The organism is Plantibacter sp. VKM Ac-2876, from assembly GCF_015350715.1.
GTDB lineage: Bacteria > Actinomycetota > Actinomycetes > Actinomycetales > Microbacteriaceae > Plantibacter > Plantibacter auratus.
On sequence record NZ_JADKSI010000001.1, the window covers coordinates 745,622 to 770,380 of the forward strand.

A 24,759-nucleotide genomic window follows, 5' to 3' on the forward strand; every position below is an offset into this window, starting at 1 on the left:
TACAACACCTCATGCCCGTTTCCTCCTCCGGGCCAGCAGTGCGATGAAGACCGGCACCCCGACGAGCGCGGTCCCGACGCCGACCGGCAGCGGCGTCGGTGAGAACGCGACGCGCGAGCCGGCATCCACCCAGACCATGAAGATCGCACCGATGATCGCCGTGGCCGGGATGAGCCGACCGTGACGGGGCCCGACGAGCAGGCGGGCGGCGTGGGGCAGCACGAGTCCGACGAAGCCGATCGCCCCCGCGACGCTCACCAGCGTCGCCGTGATGAGCGCCGTCGCGATGAGCAGGATCGCCCGCGTCCTTGCGACGTGGATGCCGAGCGATGCCGCGACGTCCTCACCGAAGGCGAACGCGTCGAGCGCATGGGCGTACCGCAGGCACAGGACCGACCCGGCGACGACGACGATCGCACAGAGTGCCACGTCGTCCCAGCGCACGCCCTCGAGCGAGCCGAGCAGCCAGAACATCACGCCGCGCGTCTCGTCCGAGTCGGCGAACGCGAAGATGATCAGCGAGGTCAGCGCGGAGAAGAGTTGCGTGCTGGCGACGCCCGCCAGCACGACCCGGTCGGTCCCGCCGCCCGACAGACGGGAGAGCAGGAGCACGAGTCCGAAGGCGACGAGCGCGCCGATGAACGCGCCGCCGGAGAGCCCGATCGACGCACCGCCGAGTCCGAGGATCCCGATCGCGACGGCACCGGTCGACGCACCGGAGGAGATGCCGAGGATGAAGGGATCGGCCAGCGGATTGCGGAGGAGCGACTGCATGATGACGCCGCAGAGTCCGAGCCCGGCACCGCAGGCGGCCGCGACGAAGGCTCGCGGCAGGCGTTCCTCCCAGACGATCGCGTCCTTCGACAGCTTCACCGGGATGTCGGTGAGACCGAGGTGGTTCGCGACGATGTCCCGGACGTTCACGAGCAGGATGTCCGCGGGTCCGAGCGTGATCGCCACGCCGACCGAGACGAGGAGCAGGACCACGCCGGCGAGGACGAGCAGGCCGGTGATCGTCGCGCGGCGTGCGCGTGAGGCGGGTCGCCGCGCCGTGTCGCCGTTCGTCGCCGGTTCGGAGCTCGTCACCGTGTCGGGGTTCAGAGCTCGTCCTCGTGCTCGACCCACCACGCCTTGATCTTCTCGAGGCCGTCGACGAAGCGGATGGAGGGGTTCAGCTCGGCGCCGTGCAGGGCGATGTACCGCTGGTTGCGGACCGCGTCCATGGTCTTCGTGAGCGGGTCGGACTCCAGGAACGCGACCTTGTCGTCGAGGCGGTCGCCGGGGAACCGGTCGCGCTGCAGGTCGCCGAGGATGAGGACCTGCGGGTCGCGGTCGACCAGGTCCTCCCAGGTGGTGGCCGGCCAGTCGTCCTCGAGCTCGCCGAAGACGTTGTCGAGCCCGGTGGTCGAGGCGAGCAGCGCGGCGGATCCGAGCCCGCCGCCGACGTACGGGGTCTTCGTGTCGGCGAACCAGAACGCGACCGTTGTGCCGTCGAAGTCGACACCCTCGGTCGCCTTCGCGGCGCGACCCTGCAGCTCGGCGACGAGCGCGGCAGCACGGTCGGAGACGTCGAAGACCTCTCCCATCTCGGTGATCTCCTGGTAGAGCGCGTCGATGGTGAGCGGCGTCGTGCGCGTTCCGCCACCGTTGATGCTCGTCCCGTTGTCGCAGTCGGTGGGCGAGAGGTAGCTGGCGACACCGGTCTCGGCGAACCGCTCGCGTGGTGCGACGCCGCCCTCGTTGAAGTGACGGCCGAACGAGGCGGTGACGAAGTCCGGGTCGGCTCCGAGGACGACCTCGTAGGTGGGCGCGTTGTCGGCCAGGCGCGGGACGTCGGCGTTCGCGTCGGCGAGTGAGTCGAGGACGGGGTCCGTCCAGGAGGCGGTGCCGACGATGCGGTCCTCGAGACCGAGGGACAGCAGGATCTCGGTCGAGTTCTGGTCGAGGGAGACGACCCGCTGTGGTGCGGCGTCGATCGTGACCTCGGTGCCGCAGTTGTCGAGCGTGAGCGGGTATTCGGTCGCGCCCTGCCCTGCGGCAGCGGTCGATTCGGGCTCCACCGCTTCGGACGCGCCGCAGGCGGACAGTCCGACGGCGAGCGCCGCGGCGAGGACGAGGCTGATGGCGGCGCGCTGGTGCACGTCGTCTCCTTCATTCGAGGGGGTGGGACCTAGGAAGGATAGCCTTACCTGACTGGAGGCGCGAATCGTCGACCGGTCACCGCCGGTCGACTCATCGGACGGCCGCGCTCACCGAGCGACGATCGACAATCGGAAACTAGGGTCTGCTGTCAGCCGGTCTGCGGCAGTCGGGATGCGAGCGCATCGAGCAGGTCAACGTCGTAGCGGTCGTCGGGCTGCAGCGCTGGCACGAGATCCGCCACCCCAGTTGGCGGTAGCTCCCAGACCACGCTGCCGGGACGGAGGTAGTCCACCGTGCGATACCACTCCTCGAGGGGCCCGCGTAGCCGGACATGCAGCTCGAAGGTGCGCCGGGACCGTGTCGTGTCGCTGTCCTTCTGGCGCCGCAAGACTCCTTCCTCAGGAAGGGTCAGGAAGACGGCGTCAGCGAATCCGATCTGTCGCCGCCGCATCGCCTCACGGACAGCACCCAATTCAGCGAGGAAGCGCGTAGCGGAAGCCTCGCCGATGCGAGCCAGGCACCATGAGTAGTGCAGCTTGAGGGGATCGCTGTCACACAGAGCCACTCCGGCTCGGCGCTCGAGAGCGATCGCTTGCGACCAGCGATCCCAGTTCACTCCGGTCCAGTACCTCGCTTGGGCCTCCGGGTCGTGTCCATCAGGTTCGTCGCCCGTGGGCAGGTACTCAGCGACGAACTCCGTCGCTGCCGCTCGACACCAGGTCGTCTTGCCGGCAGCACTCGGACCCTCAACCGCAACGATCACTCCACGATGTTATGCGGCAGTCGAGGGCTATCTACCGAGTGGAGGTTCCGACGACTCCCACGCTCGCTGGAGCGCGGCGATCGTGGCATCGAACGCCTCCGGAGAAAGGTACGTCGGGCCGTCTGCGATGTTCACATTCCTGAGGGGATCGTCGTGCGCGTGCTGAGGGAGCAGGTGACAGTGCAGGTGGGGCATCCGGTGGCCCATGACGAGATAGTCGATCTTCTTCGGTCGGGAGACCTCATCGATGACTCGTGCCGCACGTCGCACATCTGCCCAAAACCTCGCGAGTTGGTCTGGAGGGAGTTCCGACATGTCGACGACATGTTCTCGAAGGATCACGAGGCTGTATCCGGCGTGATGTTGATTTCGAGCGAGCCGTACGTGACTCGTGCCGGTTGTCGCGATGAGGGCACTGTGCTCGTTCGTCGGCAAGTGTGCGTCCGCACACATGCCGCATTGCTCGGCCGCCGTCAGCGCATCCCATTCGCCATCCGACCACCACATGGCTTCCACGGTAAATGACCGATTGCAGCCGTCGCTGGAGACCGGGCAGTCTTGACCGATGGAAGATGAGCCGGCGGTCCGCTGGAACCACAACATCCACTACCACCGGCACATCCTCGACGTCGTGCCGGACGGAGCACGCATCGCGCTCGACGTCGGTACCGGAGACGGACTCCTGGCGATGGAGCTGCGTGAGCTCGTGCCTCAGGTGACCGGGATCGATCCTGACGCTCAGGTACTCGAATCAGCTCGTCGCCAGCAGTCGGACGTCACCTGGGTCGAGGGTGACGTCATGACCTATCCGCTCACGCCCGCTTCGTTCGACGTGGTGGCTTCCGTCGCGACGATCCACCACCTGCCCGACCTCGATAGAACACTGACTCGGCTCGCCGAACTCACCGCCCCGGGTGGCACCGTCGCTGTCATCGGTCTGGCCCGATCATCCCGGCTGCTCGACCATGCTTACGACATTGCGGGACTCATTCAGCATCGACGTCTCGCTCGACGGTTCGGCGTCTGGGAACACTCCGCGCCGACTGCACCACCACTGCATACCTACGCCGACGTACGAAGGAGCGCCGCCCGAGTCCTGCCGGGAGCAACATGGCGACGGCTGCCGCTGTGGAGGTATGCGCTCGTGTGGACGAAGCCGACCCGTTAGCGATAACCGGCTACCGCTCACTCTTCGTCTGTCCCGGTGAGAGAGCCTTCAGCGGGCGCGCTATCAAGAAGGCTCGGCGCCAGTACAGTCCGCCGGACACCTCAACGCCGACCGCTACTCCAGATACGCTCACGGCATGACCCAGGCACGTTGGCAGAAGCTCACTGAATGGCCCCTCGCGATCGCTGCGGTCGTCTTCCTCGCGGCGTACTCATACGAGGTGATCGCCGAACCCGGCGGAAGCGTCGCCGAGGCCATCATCGCGGCGACGTGGGTTGTCTTCGTGGCCGACTACGTCGTCAATCTCGTGCTCGCGAGGCCGCGATGGCGATGGTTCTACACCCACCTTCTCGACCTCGCGATCGTCGTCCTCCCGATGCTCCGGCCGTTGCGCCTGCTCCGGCTCGTCACGCTCCTGGCGATCCTGAACCGGACCGCCGGCGCCGCCTTCCGAGGACGGGTCATCATCTATGCCGCCGGCGCATCCACGCTCCTGGTGTACGTCGCAGGTCTTGCGGTCCTTGATGCTGAACGCGGCGGCGACGGCTCGATCCAGACACTTGGCCAAGCCCTCTGGTGGGCATTCGTCACCATCACCACCGTCGGCTACGGCGACTACTTCCCCGTGACGTACACCGGACAGCTCGTTGCCGTCGGAGTCATGATCGGCGGGATCGCCCTTATCGGTGTCGTCACTGCCACCCTTGCCTCATGGATCGTCGAACGCGTCGAGCAAAGGGAGGCCGTATCCGAAGCGATCACCACTGCGCACATCGAAGCACTCACGACCGAGATCGCGTCGCTTCGGCAGCTCATGGAAGGGAAAGTGCGCGAGACACTTCCGGACGGCGCATCATCGAAGTAATTGCAGACCCAGTACGTTCCTTCTGAAAGCGCGAAGTATGACTAACCCAGAGCAACTTGAAGAGTGGCGCCGCCAAGCGCGCGACCCAGACCCCAGCGTCCGCTGGAACCTGACTTCTCGCGAGCCCCCCAGAAGAGATCTTCGCCATGCTCGCCGCGGACGATGACTTCATGGTTGCGTCGGGTGCTCGACGAGTTGTCCGTACGTAAAGGTCTCCACGAGATCGCTGCTACGAACCCGAACGCTTGGCCCGAACTCAACGACCGAGCCCCCATCGGCTCGTTCAGTCGAAACTCGATCGACCGCTACCTCGAGCAACGCAACGCCTCGCTTGCTGGGCGACCTGAACAAAGCTGGAGGGACGCCGCGGAGATTCCACGACGCCCCTCTGAGAAGCTCAGTTACGGCAGAGACAACATTTCCAGTCCGGTGATATCTACCGCATCCCGCCACCATTGCCCAGAGAACCAGCTTCACAGCCGGCAAACGAGCCATTTGCGAATGTCACCTTGACAGTCGTCGTGAAATTGTTCGAGCAGGAAGCGAGCCCGTTCCCGACGAAGAAATCAGAGACAGACTTGACGCCGAAGAGTCCGGAGGCCGTCTTCGCAGGGATCCCCGGAATCCATGAAGTGATGAGCCCCACGACTCCCGTGTAGCCGCTGCTCGCCCCGTACTCATCGGAGAGGATTCGAGCCGAGCATGCGTTGAGCGTGACAGCATCGTACGCGGCATCAGGAGTCGCCCAGATGTCGTGTCGGGCGCCAGGATCACAGTCTTCTGCCGAGGCAGATGAAGCCACGGCGACGGGTGCAGCTACGCCAAGAGCGGCAACGAGCGCGAATCCCGCGAGCTTGCCTTTCAGAGTTGTGAACACAACATTCTCCTTTGAGTGTGAACTATTCTGACCGCTGGGACTTTTTCGTCGACCGGTACCTAAAGATCAGCTGTAGCACCAATCCCAGCAGCACCCCTATCGGAAGCCCCGGAAGCCAGCTAGAGACGAGAAGGAACGATATCCCCACGCAGACAATCACAGAAGCCGAACCAATCAAGATGTCTCGCAAAATTTGCTTCTTCTGCCAACCCATATCAGTCCATCCCGATTTTCGTCATTACTACAAAATTCATCTGCGGGGACACTTTAGGCTTCGTCCCCAAGTCGCATTCTCGCAACCGCTCAACCTCCTCGATCATTCAACACCGGCCCCAAAGATCGGCGACCTGGCGCGGAAGATAGCAATATCCTGAGAGTTTGCCAATAAAGGCAATATTATGCTTTTGGATGAACCTGCAGTGATGTCCTGCTCGTTCCACAGGACAGCAAGCGGTCAGCCATGGAGCCTGGCCAGTCGTTGGAGAGCACTCAACACGAACCACCATCGGCGCTCCCTAGGCTCAGACCGGTCCGCGACCCGTCACCGCACTCTATCGGCGACGTCGACGCGTGCGGCGTCACGATGTGTCGACCGGTGTCCGTGTGCGGCCAACGCACCTTGTGGAGCAAGACGATCGGTGTCGCCACCGATAGAGCGCGGCGCCCGAGCACGTCCCGACGACCACCCTTGCGACGAGATCAGCCGGGCATCAGCACGACGAGACAGTCCCCCGCGTGCCCGATGGCCCCCAGGGCTTCCGGCGCTTCGAGCCCGCAGGCAGCGCAGTCTGCCCAGGTCGGCCCACCCACGTCCGCTCTTCGCTCCACGAGCTCCAGCAAGGAACGCGTGTAACGACACGTCCGCTGGGTAGCGACAGCCATCCGGTCCCTTCGCGTCCAACATCGCATGCCGTGTAGGGCTCAAAAACACACGTAGAAGAAGAGCCAATAATATATATCATTTCGTTTGCACTCGGATTAGCGCGGGTCGACGAGTCCCGCGCGGATGCCCCAGAGCACGGCCTGCAGGCGGTCGCGCGCTCCCGTCTTCTGCAGCAGACCGGCGAGGTGGTACTTCACCGTCGTGGGTTCGACGAACAGGCGGTCGGCGATCTCCGCGTTGGAGAGTCCCTGCGCCAGCAGGTCCAGGACCTCGAATTCGCGATCAGTGAGCGGCGACTCGACCGCTGACGTCACAACCGGGGCCTCGCGTCGGCGCTCCGAGAACTCGCGGAGGATGCGACGGGTGAGGCGTTGGTCGAGCGTCCCCTCCCCCGCTGCGACGGAACGGATCGCGGCGAGCAGCGTCGCCTCATCGGCACCCTTGAGGAGGAAGCCTGCCGCACCGGCCTCGAGGGCGGCGAACACGTCCGCGTCGACGTCGAAGGTCGTCAGGATGAGGACGTCGGCGTCGAGTTCCGGGTCCGCCGTGATCGTGCGGGTCGCCGCGATCCCGTCTGTGCCCGGCATCCGGATGTCCATGCAGATCAGGTCCGGTCGCAGTTCTTTCGCCAACCGCACCGCGTCGGCACCGTCGATCGCCTCACCGACGACCTCGATGTCGGGCTCGGCACCGAGGATCACCGAGAGGCCGGCGCGGACGACCGCCTGGTCGTCGGCGATGAGAAGGCGGATCATGCGTCACTCCGATGCTGGTCGGGACCCTGCTGGTCGGGTCGGTGCTCGTCGGGGATGGTGAGACGGTTCCGCCACCCGCCGTCGTCCGTCGGCCCCGCGGTCAAACGCGCTCCGATGAGCTCGGCGCGCTCGCGCATGCCCCAGAGACCGTAGCCGTCGCGCGACGGCGAAGCAGGCCGCTGCGACGACGCTGCGTTGGTCACAGTGAGCTCGATCGCGTCCGCCTCGAACCGCACCACCACGCGGCAGACGGCTCCGGGCGCGTGCCGGGCGGCGTTCGCCAGCGACTCCTGGACGGTCCGATACGCGGCCGTCTCCGCCAACGGACCCAGCACACGAGGCTCACCGGTCACGGTGTACGCGACGTGCTGCCCCCGCGAACGCGCCGCCTCGACGAGTTCCGGGATCGCCGCGATCGTCGGAGTGGTCGCCGGCCCGAGCGTCGATCCGCCTCCACCACCCTGGGCGTCCGCGTCGTCGCTGCGCAGCAAGCCGACCGTCCGACGCAGGTCCACGAGCGTCGTCCGTGCGTCCGACTGCACCGTCTGGAGCATCTCCCGAGCACGTTCCGGGTCGCGCTCCACCAGAGCGCTGGCCGCCTGCGCACTGACGATGATCCCCGACAGGTGATGTCCGGCGATGTCATGCAGCTCCCGCGCGAGGGCGGTGCGTTCCGCGCGCAGGTCGTTCTGCACACTGATCCGACGCTCGTTCTCGGCCATGCGCGCCTGGTCCTCGATCGCCGACAGCAAGCGCTCGCGACCCCTGGCGTACTCGGCGACACCGGCCGGGAGCACGTACTGCAGCACGATGCGCGCGACGGCCGCGAACACGAGGATGAGCGGCTGCTCGGATGACCCGAAGGCCATCGCGATGCCGCCGATGACCGTCGTCGCGACCGCGCCGGCCACCAGCGCGCGGATGACCGTCCGCCGCTCCGCGCGACGAGCGAGCGCGTAGGTGGCGAGGATCACCCCGAACGAGCCGATCCCGAGCTCACCGCCGGTGCTGCCGAGGATCACGAGGTCGAGCGTGACCACGACCCCGAACACGACCACCGGGTACCGGACCCGCAGCAGCAGTGCGACGGCCTGAAGCACGACCAGGGCCGCGTGCACCCACGGCGGGATCCGACCAGGCACGGCGTGCAGCTCGTCGACCCACGGGACGACCCCGAGGTACCCCACCGAACCGGCGAGGACCAGGACCGGCGGGAGCGCCGAGCGCAGACGGGCCGCGACAGGGGCGGGCCGTGCGGGAGAGGACATGGGTCGAGTCAACCACGCCGAGCGCCGACCCCGGATGGGGCCGGCGCTCGGCGTCCGGTGGGAAGTGATCATCGCTCGCAGAGGGTCGCGTCGAGGGCGTCGACGACGATCCGGTACTGCTTCATCAACCGCTCGTTGTCGTCGGGCGACACGACCGCCCACGGCAGCGACGTGACGGCGATGGTGACGGCCGTGCCGTCGGGGCCGACCGCGTTGCGCGTCTGGGTTCCGGGGATGTCGCCGCCATGGCCCCACGCCACACCGCCGCAGCTCAGCGGGTAGCTCTGCAGGCCCAGCCCGTAGCCCGCTCCCGGCCACAGCTCGTCACCAGCCGGAACCGTGGTCTGCATCTCGGCGAGGGTCTCCTCGTTCAGGAGTTCGCCGTCGAGCAGGGCCTTCATGAAGACGTTGAGCTCGTGCGGCGTCGAGACAAGCGCACCGGCGGACCAGGCGAACGAGGTGTCGAGGGCCGTGATGTCCAGAAGGTCGCCGACGGTCTTCGCGTGGTACCCGTGCGGGTGCTCACCGCGCAGCTCGCGTTCGCCCGGCGCCGGGAAGTACGTGTGCTCGAGGTCGAGCGGCTTGACGATGCGCTCGTCGATCTGCTGGGCGAGTGCCCGATCGGTGACGCTCTCGACCATGAGCCCCAGCACGAGGTAGTTCGTGTTGCTGTACGCCCACCGCTCCCCCGGCGCGAACACGGCCGGCTTGGCGAGGGCGATGTCGAGCATGTCGCGGGGCGAGGTGTAGCGCTCCTGTGCCGCGAACGCGTCGGCGGCGATCTGGTCGGCGTACTCAGGGAGCCCCGCCGTGTGCTGGAGCAGCTGACGGACCGTGATGCGGGCGCCGTCGATGCCGTCGCTGGTGATGAGCCCAGGGAGGTAGGTGTCGATCGGGGTATCGAGCGCGACCTTCCCCTCCTGGACGAGCTGCAGGACGACGGTCGAGACGAACATCTTCGTGTTGCTCGCGATCCGCACCTCGCCGTCGACCGGGGCCGGCTCGTCGGTCGCGAGGTCGCCGATGCCGGCCGCGACGTCGATCGCCTCGCCGTCCGGTCCGATCACCGAGGCGAGTGCCGCGGGGTAGCCGGCGTCGACGAGCGACTGCATCCGGTCCTGCAGCGGGCCGGATTCGGAGCCGGGCCCAGCGGTCTGCTCCGTGGCGCTGGAACAGGCGCTGAGGGAGACGGTCCCGGCGAGCAGCGCGGCGGCGGCCGAGACGGCGATGATCGTGCGGTGACGGGTCTGGTGCTGCGTCTTGGTCTCGGTCTGGGTCTGGTCGTTCATGTGGGTGATTCCTTTCAGATGTCGCGGCGCGCGAGCGCAGCGGATGCGGCCGCAGTGAGGGCGGCGGTGAGGGCCACGAGGGCGAGGATGACGACGGACGGTCCGAGCCCGTCCGTTCCGCCGTGGATGACGCCCTGGGCGAGGGCGACGGGCAGGAACTGGGTCCAGGCCGGCACGATGCCGCCGGTGATCAGCTGGATCGAAGAGACGACGATCGGTTCGAGGATGAGGATCCCGATCATCGTCAGGACGCCGGCGAGCTGGGTGCGGACGATGAGTCCGACCGCGAGACCGATGACCGACAGGGCGGTGACCGCGAGGACACCGAGCCCGAACCGGGCTGCGAGGTCCGGGAGACCGAGTACGAACGGCGTCCCGGTGGCTGCCAGGGTGATCACGAGCGTGACCAGGCTGACGAGGGCGAGCACGACACCGAGGGCTGCGCCGACGAGTGCGACGGCGCCCGCCTTGGCGACGACGATGCGGAACCGCTTCGGCGAGGCGAGGACGGCGCCGACGATGCCGCCGTAGCGGTCGTCACTCGTGCCGGCGAGCACACCGAGCAAAGTGATCGCCAGGAGTGCGACGCCGATGGAGCCGCTGCCCATCGACGCACCGAGGGGGTTGAGCGCGTCGAGTTGGACGGCGCGGGTGGCGAGGTCCAGGACGGGGAAGTCGCTGCCGAGAGCGTCGAGTCCAGGACCGATGTCGCCGTCGGCGAGGGCCGGCATGAGGGTGACGAAGGCGAGTTGCGTGACGATGAGTCCCACGACGGCGACCGCCGCGGTGACCTTCGTCGCGGTCGTGGTGACGAGCCCGATGAGTTCAGCGCGGAACATCAGCGCACCTCCCTGTTCTCGATGAGCTGGGCGGTTCCGGTGACCTGGAGGTAGTACGCCTCGAGGTCGCCGCCCGATGCGGCGAGGATGTCGCCCATCGACGACTGGGCCAGCACGCGCCCGTCGGTGATGACGACCACGTCGTCCGCGATGTCCTGGACGTCGGAGAGCAGATGGGACGAGAGCAGCACCGTTCCACCCGCGTCGGCGAACGCACGCAGCCGGAGTCGCAGCCACTGCATGCCTGCCGGGTCCAGGCCGTTCGACGGCTCGTCGAGGATGAGCACGGCCGGCTCGCCGAGGAGGGCGGCGGCGATCGCGATGCGCTGACGCATCCCGAGCGAGTACCCACCGGCGGGGCGGTCGGCGTCGCGTGCCATGCCGACCTCGGTGAGGACCGCGTCGATCCGGGCTGCGTCGACCCCGACCCGCGCGGCGGCGATGCGGAGGTGCTGCCGCCCGGTGCGGGCCGGGTGGAGTCCGCCCGCGTCGAGGACGGCGCCGACGGTGCGCGCCGGCTGCTCGAGCTCGCGGTACGGGCGGCCGAGGATGAGGCCGTCCCCCGCGTCGGGACGGGCGAGTCCCAGCAGCAGACGGATGGTGGTGGTCTTCCCGGCACCGTTGGGGCCGAGGAGTCCGACGACCCGGCCGGGGTCGACGGTGAAGGACACGTCATCGACGCGCGGGCGACCGTGGAAGGTCTTGCGGAGCCCGCGAGCCTCGATGGGATGGGCGGTGGAGAGGTTCATGGCTCCAGCCTCGGCGCAAGCCGCGCCGGGCACCCCCGCCTGCCGCACAGTCCCGGGCTGGCCGAACGGACAGTGATCGACGACCTCTAGGCTGCTGGCATGGACACGACTGCTCGGATGCATGATCGACGTCACCGTCTCGCGCCGCGCGCGACCGTCGTGGCCACGGCGGTCACGGTGGTCGCCGGCCTGCTCGCCGGCTGCGCGTCATCACCCGCGCCGGACCGGACGACAGCGGCATCCACATCGGCATCGGACTCCGCCACCCGCTCGGGCACCGGTGAGATCCGGCACGAGCTCGGCCCACTCACCGACCGATTCCCACAACTTGCCAGCGCGATCTCGGCGACCTGGATGTCGGGGACCATGGGCGACGAGCGGGTTCCAGGCCCGAGCACGTACTGGATCGACGCGGTCGTCGTCCTGGATGAGGCCGGCTACACGGAACTGCGGGCACTCGCTCCAGGGGAGGCGGGCTCGGACGCGGAGGCGGAGCTTCCGGACCTCGACGCCGGACTCGACGACGCACTCCCGCCGGGACCGTTCGTGCGTTCGTCTGCGCTCGACGACACCTTCTCGCAGGACGGCCGCGTGACACAGGTGTTCCTCGACGACGCGACCAGCTCGGTGATCCTCACCAGCCGGTTCCAGTAGCGGGCGCGCTGCCGCGTCCGCGGGCTCGCACGTTCTGCGGCGAATGACCACCGCTTCACAATCGCGGGCTCGCGGGTTTGACTGGACGCATGTCCGAACCAGCTGACACCAACGTCCCCGAGAACTCCGACGACCGCATCGCGGTGCTCTTCGACATCGACGGAACGCTCGTCGACTCGAACTACCTGCACGTCGACGCGTGGGATCGCGCGTTCGCCGATGCCGGCAGGCCGGTCGACGCGTGGCGCATCCATCGCTCGATCGGCAAGGACGGCGGCGAGCTGCTCGAATCGCTCCTGGACGGGTCCGACGAGGTCGAGCAGTACGGCGAGCGGGCGAAAGAGTTGCACAGCGAGTACTACCTCCAGAACACCTCACGATTGCGGGTGATCGGTGGTGCGCGCGAGCTGCTCGGCGAGTTAGCGGGGCGTGGGATCGCGGTCGTCCTGGCGACTTCGGCTCCGGAGAACGAACTCGAGATCCTGCGCGACCTGCTCGACGTCGACGATGCGATCTTCGCAGCGACCTCCTCCGGTGACGTCGAGACCGCCAAGCCGGAGCCCGACATCGTCGAGGTCGCGCTCGATCGTGCGGGCGTGCCGGCGTCGCGGGCCGTCATGGTCGGCGATGCCGTCTGGGACATCGAGGCGGCCGCGCGGGCCGGTGTGGAGTGCATCGGCGTGCGAAGCGGCGGGTTCGGCGAGCAGGAGCTCCGTGACGCCGGTGCGGTCGCGGTCTACGGCGACGTCGCCGAGCTGCTCGCGAACCTCGCGGACAGCCCGATCGGCAAGCTCGCAGGCTGACTGCGGGCGTGAGCGCGGGCTTGAGCGCGGGTTGGACCGCGGGCTTGAGCGCGGCTCAGCTCCGCGTGACGCGGCTGCGGAACCAGCGGGCGAGTTCCTGCAGGGCGCGCATGGTGGCGGTCGGGTCGTCGCGGTCGAGGTCGTCGAAGGTGTCGCGGTACCCGTCGAGGTCTGCGGCGGAGCCGGTGTCGGCGCGTTCGAAGCCCATCGTCCAGGCGGCGAACTGGCGTTCGCGGATGGGCTCCTCGAACATCACGCGGATGCCGGTGTGGCGTGGGTCGGCGGCGAGGGTGACCATCAGCTCGCGGACGGCGGCCTCGGGGCCCTCAAGGACCTGGAGGAACCGGCCGTCGCGATGGACGAGCATGCCGGTGAGCTGTGCGCGGGCGTTGTTGTCGCGGCAGACGGCGAGCAGGGTGGTGAGGTCGTCGTCGCTGAACGGCTGTGTCGCCGTGCTCGCGTACACGAGTGACAGCATCTGGTCTTCGTCGGTGCCCACGTTTGGAGCCTACCCGGCGAGGTGCGGGGGCGGTCCCGGAAGCCCTTCGACAGGCTCAGGGACCGGGTCCATACGGGTGGACCTCTCCCGGTCACTGAGCCTGTCGAAGTGCCCACGAGGAACCCTTCCGACACGTCGATAGGCACAGCGCAGTGACCGCAAATGGTCAGAACGGCGCGGGATCGGGTTCAGTCCGATGGTGTTTGCCGTCGGGCGTTGTCCACTCGAGGACCCCGCCGGGCCCGTGGTCGAGGTTCCATCCGGGGAGGTGCTTCATCCGGTGGTGATGTCGGCACAGGCAGGCGAGATTGCCGACATCCGTCGTGCCGCCGTCTTCCCACGCGACCGAATGGTCGAGGTCACAAGCCCTGGCGCGTCGACCGCAACCGGGCGCCCGACAGGTGCCGTCCCGAAGCCGCACCGCGCGCTGCAGGTCGGCCGGAACCCGGTACTGATTGCGCCCGACGGAAAGGACCGCGCCGGTTTCCGGCTGGACGAGGATCCGGGTCAAGCTTGGGGCGTTCACGGCGATACGGGCTGCGGTCTCCGGGTCGATCGGGCCGTAGCCATCGAGCATGCCGGGTGCGTCGGAGACGCCGGCCATGGTGAGTGCCGGGACGGTGATCTGCACGGTCGGCGTGATGTGCTCCTGCACCTCGATCGGGTGCGGGAGGACTGGGCTGGACATGACGTCTTCCGGGGTTACGCCGGTGAGCGCGAGCGCCGCGAGGGCGTCCGCCTGGAGTTGTGCGCAGGTGCGGGTGTCACCGGCGTTGCGCGATTCCGCGGCGGCCATCTCGACCCGCTCGATGATGCCTTGCGCGATCGGTGCCGTCGTGAACAGGTGCACCCACGCCATGCCATCGGCGGCAGGTTCGAACTCGACCCGACGGTCAGCCTCCGAACGGGTTGCGCGTGCGGTGATCGATTCCGGGTGGAGGCGCTCGCGCAGAACGCGGGCACGCTTCCGGAGGTACGCATTGGTGGATTGTTCGGCGACCGGCAGGACCTCGGCGAGGAACACCGCTCGCCCTGCGGTCGGGATGTCGCAGAGCTGGTCCGTGATGGTCTGCGCATGCCGGGCGGAGATACGACCGGCCTCAAGTGAGGCAAGCACAGCCGGCGCTTCGTTCACGAGCAGTTCGGCATCGTTGGTCGCACGCTGAACCGTCCGTTCCGGCGTCCGTGTCGCCATCGCGAGCGCCGCACAGGTCGACCGGCGGGAGAGGGCCTGACGTTCAGCCGGCGGGAAGATCACCGGGACCGTGACGTCTGCGAAGGCGTCCGCGTACGCTGCAGAGCGGGCGAGCAGCCGGGCCTCCTCGGCGGCCAGAGCAGCACGCCGACGCTGGATGTCCGCATAGTGGTCCGAGAACTCCGCGAGCTGCGCGGCGTATTCGTCACCAGCTCGAACTGCGGAGGCGGTGGTCTCGGTCATGGAACAAGTCCACCATGAACCACTGACATTCCAGATGCTGAGTGGTCTCCGATGTGGAAGTCTCCTCGAGCGCCCTTCGACAGGCTCAGGGACCGGAGAGGGTTACTCAGGGACGGGGGGGGCTCCGCAGCTCCCAGGGCACTCACCGGCCCATGAGCGCCTTCACGACCTCGACCGCGGCCGGCCCGTCGAGCGACGGATGGCCCGCCCACTGCCCACCGGTGACGGATATCTCCGTCTCCGGCAGCACCACCGTCGTGACGATCACCGCGGCGACACGGGTCTCGACCGTCGCGCTGTAAGCGGTCCCTCCGGCAGCCTCGATGGTCGCATCCGGGATCGGCGTGAGCCCGGCGGCGGCGAGCTCATCGGCCGACAGCGCCTCGCTCGACTCGGGCGAGACGACGACCTCCACCGACCGGATGTCCGCCGCATCGATCGTCCCCTCCGGCGCCTCCCAGCCGCAGATGGTCCCGTACTCGTCCGCCCCGTTGTCCTCCCGCGCGACGAGTCCGTCGATGTACGGCGCGACGGCCGCCTCCACCGCCGCGCAGTCGACCTGCAGGGACGATCCGTCTCCCGAGCCCCCGCTCGACGTCTCCGCCGACACCGACGCAGCGGGCGACGCACTGCCGGCGGAGCCACCGCCGGGCCCACTCCCACCAGTGCACGCCGCCAGCGCGAGCACGATCGTTCCGGAGACGAGAAGCGGCAGTCCTGTCCGCTGCAACACACGCATGATGTCGACGATATGGGTTCCGGAGTAGTGTCCGGAAGAGACCGACGGGAGCAGCGCGATGAAACCGACGACCCGCACCGACAGTGATCACGGCGACCACACCGCCGACCACACCGCCGACCGCGACTGCGTCATCGCGGGTGGCGGCCCGGCCGGCATGGTGCTCGGCTACCTTCTCGCCCGGGCCGGCCTCCGCGTGACCGTGCTCGAGAAACACGCCGACTTCTTCCGGGACTTCCGCGGCGACACGATCCACCCGTCGACCATCACGTTGCTCGGTGAGCTCGGCCTGCGCGAGCGGTTCCTCCGGCTGCCGCTCAACCGGCTGCAGACGATGGACGCCGTGATCGACGGCATGCGGATGACGATGGTCGACTTCCGCACCCTGCCAGCACCCGACCGCTTCCTCGTCCTCGCGCCACAGTGGGACTTCCTGAACTTCCTCGCCGAGGAGGCCGCCGCGCTGCAGAACTTCGAGCTGCGTCTCCGCACCGAGGCGACCAGCCTGATCGTGGAGCAGGGCCGGGTGCGTGGCCTGCACGCGACCACGACGACCGCCGACGACCCAGCGACCGACATCGACCCGGCGACCAGCTCCTCCACCGACATCGAGATCCGAGCCACCCTCACGGTCGCGGCGGACGGACGCACCTCTGCCCTCCGCGACGCGGCCGGACTCATCCCCGACGAGAGCGGCGTCCCGATCGACGTCCTGTGGTTCAGCCTGCCGAAGCCGGCCGACCCTCCACCCCCGACCCTCGCCTACCTCTCGCCGCGCGGCATGGTCCTCACGATCGACCGGGGTGACCGGTACCAGTCAGGCATGGTCATTCGGAAGGGCGGCGCGGAGCAGCTCCAAGCCGAGGGCTTGCCGGCGCTCCGCCAGAGGATCGTGGATGCCGCGCCCGTCCTGCGTCCGGTGGTCGACACCCTGACCGACTGGGACCAGGTCAAACTCCTCTCGGTCCAGCTCAACCGCCTCGACCGCTGGCACCGCCCGGGCTTCATCGCCATCGGCGACGCCGCGCACGCGATGTCACCGATGTTCGGCGTCGGGGTCAACTACGCGATCCAGGACGCGGTCGCCCTGTCCAACGCGATCGCCGGCCACCTCGCCGCGGGGGACGCACCGTCCGGGGTCCTCGCGGCCGTCCAACGTCGACGTGAGCGGCCGGTCAGGATCATGCAGCGCATCCAGCGAGCGGGGCATCGGGTGATCTCCCGCACGACCACCGGCGCCCACATCGCGCCGCGGTGGGTGATCCGCCTCATGCGGCTCGGCGGACCCGTCATCCGACCGCTTGCGGCGAGGTTCATCGGGATCGGGCTCAGGCCCGAGCACGTCACCACCCCACAGCGCGAAGCGGAGAAGCGCGAGCGCGAAGCGCAGAAGAGCAGGTACGGAGCCTCAACCTCCGACGACGGGACGGCCGCTTGTCGTAACGTGGACGCCGCAGACGCGACCTGAGCGTCTGCGCCGGCGCTGCTCCTCAACCTGGCGCCGGCGCGGCTGTGGGGCGCCGCTTCCGCCGCGCCCCACAGCCGCCACCACGGACCTTCCGCTGCACCTCACTCGTAGCGGAGCGACTCCACCGGATCGGCCTTGGCGGCACGGGCGGCGGGCAGCGTGCCGGCGAGGAACGCGATCACCATGACGACCAGCACGATGATCCCGAGTGACACCGGGTCGAACGCGATGAGGTCGAGGCCCGGCAGGTCGGCGAGGAGCGATCCCGACAGCGCGGCACTGATGCCGGTGCCGGCGAGCACCGCGATACCGACGCCGATCGCACTGCCGAGGAAGCCGATGAACGCGGCCTCGAGGCTGAACAACCCGAAGACCTTCCCGCTACCCATCCCCATGGCCTTCATCAGACCGATCTCGCGGGTGCGCTCCTGCACGGACATGAGCAGCGTGTTCACGATCCCGAAGCTGGCCGCGAGGAGCGCGATGATCGCGAAGGCGTTGAGGACGAGGACGATCCCGTCGATCACCGTCTTGATGGTGCCGAGCTGGTCCGCGACGGTCGTGCCGGTGTAGCCCGCGTCGGCCAGTCGGTCCTTCAACGCCGTGATCTGCTCGTCGGTGGCGTCCGCGCTGAACCGGATGGACGCCTGCGCGTACCGCTCGACCTGGTCGGACGGTACGCCGATGTTCTGCGTCTCGTACAGGAGGTCGGTGAGCGCGGCGTTCGGCACGATCGAGGCGCCGGTGGGCGAAGCGAGGCTCTCCTCGGCGACTCCGACGACGGTCGCGTCCACGGTGTGCTGCGTGCGCTGCGCATCAGTGATCGCGACCGTGACCGTCTGCCCGACCGCGTCGGCGTCGCTTCCGAAGCCGAGCGGTTCCACATAGGACGTGGGGAGCACGAGCTGGAGCGTGTCGGTGTCGTCGTCGGGCTGTGCACCGTCCAACAGCGTGACGCTCTGTCCGGAGATGAGTCCACCGACACCGACGACGTACTTCGTGCCGCCGCCCGCCTCGATGTAGTCGGTCGAGATCGACTTCACGGCCTGCACGTCGAGGACGCCGTCGATCCCACCGAGCTCGTCGAGATCGGTCGGTGTCAGGGCGACGACGGTCGATCCCGGCGCGCCGGCACCGGTGGAGGCGACCGCGTCCGGGTCGTACTCCTTCGGCCCGCTCGTCGCCGCACCCAACCCGCCGCCGGTGTCGGCCGTCTTGGTGACGGTCATCGTGTCGGACGCGCCGACGCTCGACACCGTGTCGTCGATGTAGGCGTTGATGCCGGTGCCGAGCCCGTTCGTCAGCGTGAGGGTGAACGCTCCGACGAAGATCGCCAGGATGGTCAGGATGGTGCGGGTCTTGGACCGGAACGTGTTCGCGACGGCGGTCCCGATGAGGTCGACGGTTCTCATGCGGCCACCGCCTCGTCCTCGACGAGCAGTCCGTCGCGGATGAGGATCCGCCGATCGCAGCGTGCCGCCAGCTCCTCGTCGTGTGTGACGACGATGAGGGTGATGCCGCTCTCCCGGTTGAGGGAGAACAGGATGTCCTCCACAACGGCGCCGGTCGCCGTGTCGAGGTTGCCGGTCGGTTCGTCGGCGAAGATGATCCGCGGGTTGTTGACGAGCGCGCGGGCGATGACCGTCCGCTGCTTCTGCCCGCCCGAGAGGTTCACCGCGCGGTTCCGCGCCTTGTCCTCGAGCTGGAGCTGCGCGAGTGCGGCGAGCGCCCGGCGACGTCGGTCACCTCGGCGGACGCCGGCGATCTTCATCGGGAGCAGGACGTTCTCGAGCACCGTCGCGTTGGCGGTGAGGAAGAACTGCTGGAACACGAACCCGAAGGTCTTGTTCCTGGTCGTGTTGAGACGGCGACCACGGAGGGTGCTCGTGTCGACCCCCTCGAGCTCGACGGTGCCGGAACTCGGTGCGTCGAGGAGCGCGAGCACGTGCATGAGCGTGGACTTGCCGGAGCCGCTCTTCCCGACGATCGCGACGCTCTCGCCGGCGTGGATGTCGAAGCTCACCCCTTTCAGCGCGTCGAACCGGTTCTGACCGCGACCGTAGGAACGCCGGACGTCCCGGACCGAGATGATCGGCGGCGCTGTGGTGCTCTGCATGGTGTCTCCTCGTCTGGGGCCGGGTGCTCCGGCACCAGTCCAGACTCGCGGCGACGACCGTCCGACGCGTCCCCCACCGGCGGACACCCGTGTACCGCGTCCGTGGTACCGCGGAATGCCACGTGCGGAGGAGTCGCCGGGCGCGGGTTCCCGGCAGACTGGGCCCATGACCTCCGCGACGCAGGATCACCGGGTGCGCGATCCGCATCCGAGACCCCCGGCGTGGGTGGGCGATGTGGTCGCCGCGGTCCTCATCATCGCCTCGGCGTTCATACCCTTCCCCAATGCGGAGTTCCGGCCCGGCAGCCCGCTCGTCGTCGCCCTGGTCGTCGCGCCCGCGCTCCTGCTCCCGCTCCGCCGACGCTGGCCCATCCCGGTGCTCGCGGCCGCCATCGCCTGTTACGGCGCGGCGGCGATCACGGGGACCCTCGCTCCCGGCGTCGTGATCGCGGCCGCCATCGCGATGTTCGGGGTGGCCGTGCGCTCCGCGCGGAGGACGACCCTCATCACGGCCGTCGCGACGATGGTCGCCGTCGCCCTCCTCAGCCTCCTCGCGTCGATCGGCAGCTTCGATCCGCGCACGGTCCAGTTCGCGGTGCTGATCGCGTTCGCCGCCGCAGCCGGAGACGGGACGCGGTCCCGCCGCGCGTACATCCTCGCGATCACCGAACGCGCGGAACGGGCCGAGCAGACCCGCGAGGCCGAGGCGAGGCGTCGGGTGACCGAGGAGCGGCTCCGGATCGCGCGCGACCTCCACGACACCGTCGCCCATCAGATCTCGGTGATCAGCCTGAACGCCGGGGTGGCGTCGAGCTCCCTGGAGTCGCGGCCGGAGAAGGCGAAGGAGGCGCTCGTCTCGATCCGCCGGGCGTCGCGGACGGTGCTCGGCGAGATCGGCGATCTGCTCGAGGTCCTGCGCAGCGACAGCGACGGCGCCGGCGCGGGCTCCCGGGGAACGCTGCCGCAGCCGGGACTCGACCGACTCGACGCATTGATCGCCGAGTTCACCGCCGCAGGCCTCGACATCACGACACGGATCGACCCCGACGCACCGGAGCTGTCGACCGCCACGGACATGGTCGCGTACCGCGTCGTCCAGGAGGGGCTGACGAACGCACTGAAGCACGGTCCCGAGCGTCGCGCGCACGTGCTCGTCGAGGGCGGCGACGGGAGGATCGTCGTCAGCGTGAGCAATCCGACGGCACCCGGCGTCCCGCGTGAGCAGGCCGACGCGCCACCGACCACCGGGCACGGACTCCTTGGCATCCGTGAGCGCGTCGCCGCCGTCCGCGGGACCGTCGACGTCGGCGCGACCCCGGGCGGCTGGCGGCTGTCCGCGAGCCTCCCGACCGGCGCGCCGACACACTCCGGTCCGACACACCGCACCCCGACGCACCCCGAGGAGTCCCCCGCATGACCACCGTGCTCGTCGTCGACGACCAGTCACTCATCCGCCAGGCCGTCGCCGACATCCTCTCGTCCGAGGCCGACCTCGAGGTCGTGGGCGAAGCCGTCGACGGCGCGCAGGCGGTGTCGCTCGCCCGCGAGTTGCGACCGGACGTCGTGCTCATGGACATCCGCATGCCCGTGCTCGACGGCATCGGTGCAACCTCGGCGATCTGCGCCGACCCCGACCTCGCGGACACGCGGGTCCTCATCCTCACCACGTTCGAGGAGGACGAGAACCTCATCGCGACCCTGCGAGCCGGCGCGAGCGGCTTCATCGGCAAGGGCTCGGAGCCCGAGGAGATCGTCCGCGCCGTACGCGCGGTGCACGCCGGCGACGCACTCCTGTCCCCCGCGGCGACCCGGAGTCTCATCACGAAGTACGTCGTCGCTGCGGATGAACCGACGAGTCCACGCGCGGTCCCCACCGAGCTCGCGCTGCTCACCGAGCGGGAACTCGAGGTGCTGCTCCTCGTGGCCCGCGGACGCTCCAACCAGCAGATCGCCGACGACCTCGTGATCTCACCGCACACCTCGAAGACCCACGTGAACCGCATCATGACCAAGGTCGCCGCCCATGACCGCGCCCAGCTCGTCATCCTCGCGTACGAGAGCGGCCTGCTGCAGCCGGGCGCCGACGACTGAACCGGTACTGTCGTCCTGTCCACGACGCCGTCCGGCGCGCGGGCCCAGCAGACGAGGAAGTGCGATGGCCGGATCCCCCACAGCCCGACAGACGGCGAGCGCGCTGCCGACTCTCACGTCCGGGCCGCACCGCCGCCACCTCGGCCTGATCTCGATCGTCGCCTGTTTCGGCGGATTGCTCTTCGGCTACGACACCGGCGTGATCAACGGGGCGCTGCGTCCGATGACCGCCGAACTCGGGCTCACCCCGTTCACCGAGGGCATCGTCACGAGTTCCCTCGTCTTCGCGGCCGCCGTCGGTGCACTGCTCGGCGGCCGGGTGTCGGACGCGTGGGGTCGGCGTCGGAGCATCATCCTGCTGGCGGTGCTCTTCTTCGTCGGGACGCTCGTGGTCGTCTGCTCACCGAACGTCGAGCTGCTCGTGGCCGGTCGCGTGCTGCTCGGACTGGCCGTCGGCGGTGCCTCCGCCGTCGTCCCGGTCTACCTGGCGGAACTCGCCCCGTACGAGATCCGAGGGTCGATCACCGGCCGGAACGAGGTCGCGATCGTCCTCGGACAGTTGTCGGCGTTCGTGATCAACGCGGTCATCGGCAACGTGTTCAGCGAGCACACGAGCGTGTGGCGCATCATGTTCGCCGTCTGCGCCCTGCCCGCGGTCGCGCTGTTCGTCGGCATGCTGCGGATGCCCGAGTCACCGCGCTGGCTCGTCGACCACGGTCGCCGAGATGACGCCCTCGACGTGCTGCGGACCGTCCGCTCCGAGGACCGCGCCGTCGCCGAACTCGCGGAGGTGGAGGCGTCCATCACCGCGCAGCGCGACGAACACCGGATCGGACTCGGGGCCGTCCTCCGCAACCCGTGGCTCGTGCGCATCCTGCTCGTCGGTGTCGGCGTCGGGATCGCCCAGCAGCTCACCGGGATCAACTCGATCATGTATTACGGGCAGACCGTGCTCGTGGAGTCGGGCTTCGACGAGAGTGCCGCACTCATCGCCAACATCGCGCCCGGCATCATCGCCGTCGTCGGCGGCTTCATCGCCCTCACCTACATGGACCGACTCGACCGACGGAAGACGTTCGTCATCGGCTTCTCGCTCACGACCGCGTGCCATCTGCTCATCGGCTTCTCGTCGATGGTGCTCGAACCCGGCGACCCGATGCGTCCCTGGGTCATCCTGGTCCTCGTGGTCGTGTTCGTCGGCTCCATGCAGACGTTCCTCAACGTGGCGGTCTGGGTCTACCTCGCCGAGGTCTTCCCGCTCCAGATGCGCGGCCTCGGCATGGGGGTCTCGATCTTCATGCTCTGGGTCGCCAACGGGTTCCTGGCGCTGTACTTCCCGTCCCTGGTCGACGGCCTCGGCATCACCGGGACCTTCTTCGTGTTCGCGGGTGTCGGCGCGCTCGCGCTCCTGTTCGTCGCCACCCAGGTGCCCGAGACGCGTGGGCGGAGCCTCGAGGCGCTCGGCGAGGACGTGTCGACCGGCGCCATCTTCACCCGGAAGCGGTGACCTCCGACTAGCCGGTGAGGTGGTCGATGAGGATCTTGACACCGATGAGGATCAGGATGACTCCACCGGCGATCTCCGCCGGCTTGCCGAAACGCTGACCGACGCGACGGCCGATGAAGACGCCCAGGAACGCGAGCACGAACGTCGTCAGTCCGATGAGGACGACGGCTTCGACGATGGAGCCGGGCAGGAACGCGAGCGTGATGCCGATGGCCAGCGCGTCGATGCTCGTGGCGAGCGCGAGGATGAGGAGTCGCCGGACGTCGAGGCGGTCGGAGTCGACCTCGGTGTCCTCGTGGCTCGAGAACGCCTCCCAGAGCATCTTGCCGCCGACGAGGGCGAGCAGGCCGAAGGCGACCCAGTGGTCGACCTCCGTGATGTACCGCGCGAACTGCGTGCCGAGGAACCAGCCGATGAGCGGCATGACCGCTTGGAACAGTCCGAAGGTGCCGGCGATCACGAGCGCGTGACGCACGTTGAACCGCCGCATGTGCAAGCCCTTGGTGAGGGCGACGGCGAAGGCGTCGGCGGAGACGCCGAGCGCGATGAGGAGCAGCGGCCAGAACGTCATGTCGCGAGGTCTTCCTGTGATGCGTCCTGGACGCGGAGATGCGTTCGGGCGCCGTGCCGCGAGGACCCGTCAACGTTGCCAGCGCGGTGCGGCGGCGGCAAGCCGAGACGCCCGATTGCCAGCGTTTCGCCTCGCCTAACGCGGCTGTTCGGGCGACCGCGAGGCTTGCTCGATACAGCGTTTCGTGTACTGTCGTTCGCGTGACCGACACCATGACGCCGACCGCGACCCTGACGCACACCGCTGCGCTCGCGAGGCTGGGACACGCCCTGTCGGACGAGACCCGGGCCCGGATCCTCCTGACCCTGCGCGAGGCACCGGCCTTCCCCTCCGACCTCGCGGACGCACTCGGCGTCTCCCGACAGGTCATGTCGAACCAGCTCGCCTGTCTCCGCGGCTGCGGCCTCGTCGAAGGCGTCAAGGAAGGACGCAACACCTGGTACCGCCTGGCGGACAGCCACCTGGCGCCGGCGCTCGACGACCTCCTCCGGCTCGTCCTGGTCGTCGATCCCGCCTGCTGCTCGGGTGAGAGCTGCACCTGCGCATGAGCACCGTCGGCCTGCCGAGCCCCCGCCTCCGCGCAGGGCTGAGCCCCGCCAGACGCGCGACGCTGCAGCGCCGCATCCGCTGGATCGTCGCGGCGACCATCGCCTACAACGTCGTCGAGGCCATCATCGCCCTCTCGGCCGGGACCGTCGCCTCATCAGCGGCCCTCGTCGGCTTCGGTCTCGACTCGATCGTCGAGGTCCTGTCCGCCGCCGCGGTCGCCTGGCAGTTCTCGAGCCCCGATCCCCATCGCCGGGAACGGGTCGCCCTCCGGGTCATCGCCCTGTCGTTCTTCGGCCTCGCCGCGTTCGTGAGCGTCGACGCCGCCCGCTCGCTGCTCGGGTTCGCCGAGGTCCAGCACTCGACCGTCGGCATCGTCCTCGCGGCGGTCAGCGTCGTGATCATGCCGGCGTTCTCGCTCTTCGAGCGCCGGACCGGGAAGGAGCTCGGATCCGCCTCCGCCGTCGCCGACTCGAAGCAGACGCTCATCTGCTCCTACCTGTCGGCCGCGGTCCTCATCGGGCTGGTCCTCAACAGCACCCTCGGTTGGGCCTGGGCGGACGGCGTCGCCGCCCTCGTCATCGCCGGCTTCGCGGTCCGTGAGGGCGTCGAAGCCTGGCGTGGAGACTCGTGCAAGCGGCCGGTCTCATCGCTCACCTCGGAGAACACGGACACCTGCGACTGCTGCTGAGCGCGCGCACCCTCCCACATGGCCGGGATACGCTGCTG

Annotated in this window: 26 protein-coding genes; 10 read left to right on the plus strand and 16 right to left on the minus strand. The window is 68.6% G+C overall.

All coding sequences use genetic code 11. From position 1 onward, the window contains the following. Nucleotides 1-9: 9 nt before the first annotated feature. From ITJ62_RS03535 to ITJ62_RS19270, 4 genes are all read right to left on the minus strand, one after another. Nucleotides 10-1,086 (minus strand): FecCD family ABC transporter permease, encoded by a 1,077-nt coding sequence (locus ITJ62_RS03535; protein ID WP_370581798.1) that lies wholly within the window; start codon nt 1,084-1,086, stop codon nt 10-12. A gap of 11 nt (nt 1,087-1,097) precedes the next feature. Beyond that, nucleotides 1,098-2,141, minus strand: coding sequence for an ABC transporter substrate-binding protein (locus tag ITJ62_RS03540; RefSeq protein ID WP_370581799.1), 1,044 nt, complete (start codon nt 2,139-2,141; stop codon nt 1,098-1,100). A gap of 149 nt (nt 2,142-2,290) precedes the next feature. Further along, nucleotides 2,291-2,905, minus strand: coding sequence for a hypothetical protein (locus ITJ62_RS03545; protein WP_194599711.1), 615 nt, complete (start codon nt 2,903-2,905; stop codon nt 2,291-2,293). Between the two features lie 27 nt (nt 2,906-2,932). Beyond that, nucleotides 2,933-3,508, minus strand: coding sequence for an HIT family protein (locus ITJ62_RS19270; protein ID WP_370581800.1), 576 nt, complete (start codon nt 3,506-3,508; stop codon nt 2,933-2,935). Here ITJ62_RS19270 and ITJ62_RS03555 point away from each other — a divergent pair. Both ITJ62_RS03555 and ITJ62_RS03560 read left to right on the plus strand, forming a co-directional pair. After that, nucleotides 3,471-4,073 (plus strand): bifunctional 2-polyprenyl-6-hydroxyphenol methylase/3-demethylubiquinol 3-O-methyltransferase UbiG, encoded by a 603-nt coding sequence (locus ITJ62_RS03555; RefSeq protein WP_194599713.1) that lies wholly within the window; start codon nt 3,471-3,473, stop codon nt 4,071-4,073. The genes ITJ62_RS19270 and ITJ62_RS03555 overlap by 38 nt on opposite strands. 136 nt (nt 4,074-4,209) lie before the next feature. Then, entirely contained in the window at nt 4,210-4,938 is a 729-nt protein-coding gene (locus ITJ62_RS03560) for a potassium channel family protein (RefSeq protein ID WP_194599714.1), read from the plus strand. 436 nt (nt 4,939-5,374) lie between these two features. On the opposite strand, the gene ITJ62_RS03565 is transcribed toward ITJ62_RS03560, so the two are convergent. The 6 genes from ITJ62_RS03565 to ITJ62_RS03590 form a co-directional block, all read right to left on the minus strand. Beyond that, nucleotides 5,375-5,815 (minus strand): hypothetical protein, encoded by a 441-nt coding sequence (locus ITJ62_RS03565; RefSeq protein ID WP_159877064.1) that lies wholly within the window; start codon nt 5,813-5,815, stop codon nt 5,375-5,377. A gap of 978 nt (nt 5,816-6,793) precedes the next feature. Continuing rightward, nucleotides 6,794-7,453: a response regulator transcription factor gene (locus ITJ62_RS03570; protein WP_194599715.1), complete on the minus strand. Its 660-nt coding sequence runs from the start codon at nt 7,451-7,453 to the stop codon at nt 6,794-6,796. Continuing rightward, nucleotides 7,450-8,721: a sensor histidine kinase gene (locus tag ITJ62_RS03575; protein ID WP_194599716.1), complete on the minus strand. Its 1,272-nt coding sequence runs from the start codon at nt 8,719-8,721 to the stop codon at nt 7,450-7,452. Before ITJ62_RS03575 ends, ITJ62_RS03570 begins: the two co-directional genes overlap by 4 nt. Before the next feature lie 68 nt (nt 8,722-8,789). Further along, nucleotides 8,790-10,010, minus strand: coding sequence for a serine hydrolase (locus ITJ62_RS03580; RefSeq protein WP_194599717.1), 1,221 nt, complete (start codon nt 10,008-10,010; stop codon nt 8,790-8,792). A 14-nt stretch (nt 10,011-10,024) separates the two neighbouring features. Then, nucleotides 10,025-10,849 carry a hypothetical protein gene (locus ITJ62_RS03585; protein WP_194599718.1) on the minus strand — a complete coding sequence of 275 codons (825 nt, stop codon included), beginning with the start codon at nt 10,847-10,849 and terminating at the stop codon, nt 10,025-10,027. After that, nucleotides 10,849-11,598 carry an ABC transporter ATP-binding protein gene (locus ITJ62_RS03590; protein WP_194599719.1) on the minus strand — a complete coding sequence of 250 codons (750 nt, stop codon included), beginning with the start codon at nt 11,596-11,598 and terminating at the stop codon, nt 10,849-10,851. Before ITJ62_RS03590 ends, ITJ62_RS03585 begins: the two co-directional genes overlap by 1 nt. Before the next feature lie 99 nt (nt 11,599-11,697). On the opposite strand from ITJ62_RS03590, the gene ITJ62_RS03595 reads away from it, so the two are divergent. Continuing rightward, nucleotides 11,698-12,252, plus strand: a complete 555-nt coding sequence (locus ITJ62_RS03595) for a hypothetical protein (RefSeq protein ID WP_194599720.1) — start codon at nt 11,698-11,700, stop codon at nt 12,250-12,252. An 89-nt stretch (nt 12,253-12,341) separates the two neighbouring features. Further along, nucleotides 12,342-13,055, plus strand: coding sequence for an HAD family hydrolase (locus ITJ62_RS03600; RefSeq protein ID WP_194599721.1), 714 nt, complete (start codon nt 12,342-12,344; stop codon nt 13,053-13,055). Nucleotides 13,056-13,110: 55 nt separating this feature from the next. Here the strand turns inward: ITJ62_RS03600 and ITJ62_RS03605 are convergent, their stop codons facing one another. The 3 genes from ITJ62_RS03605 to ITJ62_RS03615 all read right to left on the minus strand — a co-directional run bounded on the left by ITJ62_RS03605 (nt 13,111) and on the right by ITJ62_RS03615 (nt 15,731). After that, a complete protein-coding gene (locus tag ITJ62_RS03605; RefSeq protein WP_370581801.1) occupies nt 13,111-13,554 on the minus strand; it encodes a BLUF domain-containing protein in 444 nt (147 codons plus the stop codon). A 166-nt stretch (nt 13,555-13,720) separates the two neighbouring features. Next, the gene (locus tag ITJ62_RS03610; protein WP_194599722.1) at nt 13,721-14,992 is read right to left on the minus strand and encodes an HNH endonuclease signature motif containing protein; all 1,272 of its coding nucleotides are present in this window, start codon (nt 14,990-14,992) and stop codon (nt 13,721-13,723) included. Between the two features lie 142 nt (nt 14,993-15,134). Beyond that, entirely contained in the window at nt 15,135-15,731 is a 597-nt protein-coding gene (locus ITJ62_RS03615; protein WP_194599723.1) for a hypothetical protein, read from the minus strand. Nucleotides 15,732-15,789: 58 nt separating this feature from the next. On the opposite strand from ITJ62_RS03615, the gene ITJ62_RS03620 reads away from it, so the two are divergent. Further along, nucleotides 15,790-17,199, plus strand: a complete 1,410-nt coding sequence (locus ITJ62_RS03620) for an FAD-dependent oxidoreductase (RefSeq protein ID WP_194599724.1) — start codon at nt 15,790-15,792, stop codon at nt 17,197-17,199. 101 nt (nt 17,200-17,300) lie between these two features. Here ITJ62_RS03620 and ITJ62_RS03625 read toward each other — a convergent pair whose 3' ends face one another. Both ITJ62_RS03625 and ITJ62_RS03630 read right to left on the minus strand, forming a co-directional pair. Then, the gene (locus ITJ62_RS03625) at nt 17,301-18,611 is read right to left on the minus strand and encodes an ABC transporter permease (protein ID WP_194599725.1); all 1,311 of its coding nucleotides are present in this window, start codon (nt 18,609-18,611) and stop codon (nt 17,301-17,303) included. After that, the gene (locus tag ITJ62_RS03630) at nt 18,608-19,315 is read right to left on the minus strand and encodes an ABC transporter ATP-binding protein (protein ID WP_085511157.1); all 708 of its coding nucleotides are present in this window, start codon (nt 19,313-19,315) and stop codon (nt 18,608-18,610) included. Before ITJ62_RS03630 ends, ITJ62_RS03625 begins: the two co-directional genes overlap by 4 nt. A gap of 166 nt (nt 19,316-19,481) precedes the next feature. Here ITJ62_RS03630 and ITJ62_RS03635 point away from each other — a divergent pair, with 166 nt between their 5' ends. The 3 genes from ITJ62_RS03635 to ITJ62_RS03645 all read left to right on the plus strand — a co-directional run bounded on the left by ITJ62_RS03635 (nt 19,482) and on the right by ITJ62_RS03645 (nt 22,913). Next, the gene (locus ITJ62_RS03635) at nt 19,482-20,732 is read left to right on the plus strand and encodes a sensor histidine kinase (RefSeq protein WP_194599726.1); all 1,251 of its coding nucleotides are present in this window, start codon (nt 19,482-19,484) and stop codon (nt 20,730-20,732) included. Further along, a complete protein-coding gene (locus ITJ62_RS03640; protein WP_194599727.1) occupies nt 20,729-21,406 on the plus strand; it encodes a response regulator transcription factor in 678 nt (225 codons plus the stop codon). Before ITJ62_RS03635 ends, ITJ62_RS03640 begins: the two co-directional genes overlap by 4 nt. 64 nt (nt 21,407-21,470) lie before the next feature. After that, nucleotides 21,471-22,913, plus strand: coding sequence for a sugar porter family MFS transporter (locus ITJ62_RS03645; RefSeq protein WP_194599728.1), 1,443 nt, complete (start codon nt 21,471-21,473; stop codon nt 22,911-22,913). A gap of 7 nt (nt 22,914-22,920) precedes the next feature. Here ITJ62_RS03645 and ITJ62_RS03650 read toward each other — a convergent pair whose 3' ends face one another. Continuing rightward, the gene (locus ITJ62_RS03650) at nt 22,921-23,484 is read right to left on the minus strand and encodes a manganese efflux pump MntP family protein (RefSeq protein WP_194599729.1); all 564 of its coding nucleotides are present in this window, start codon (nt 23,482-23,484) and stop codon (nt 22,921-22,923) included. A gap of 212 nt (nt 23,485-23,696) precedes the next feature. Here ITJ62_RS03650 and ITJ62_RS03655 point away from each other — a divergent pair, with 212 nt between their 5' ends. Continuing rightward, the gene (locus tag ITJ62_RS03655; RefSeq protein WP_085511700.1) at nt 23,697-24,032 is read left to right on the plus strand and encodes a helix-turn-helix transcriptional regulator; all 336 of its coding nucleotides are present in this window, start codon (nt 23,697-23,699) and stop codon (nt 24,030-24,032) included. Then, a complete protein-coding gene (locus ITJ62_RS03660) occupies nt 24,029-24,721 on the plus strand; it encodes a cation diffusion facilitator family transporter (protein ID WP_194599730.1) in 693 nt (230 codons plus the stop codon). Before ITJ62_RS03655 ends, ITJ62_RS03660 begins: the two co-directional genes overlap by 4 nt. The last annotated feature ends 38 nt before the right edge of the window (nt 24,722-24,759 follow it).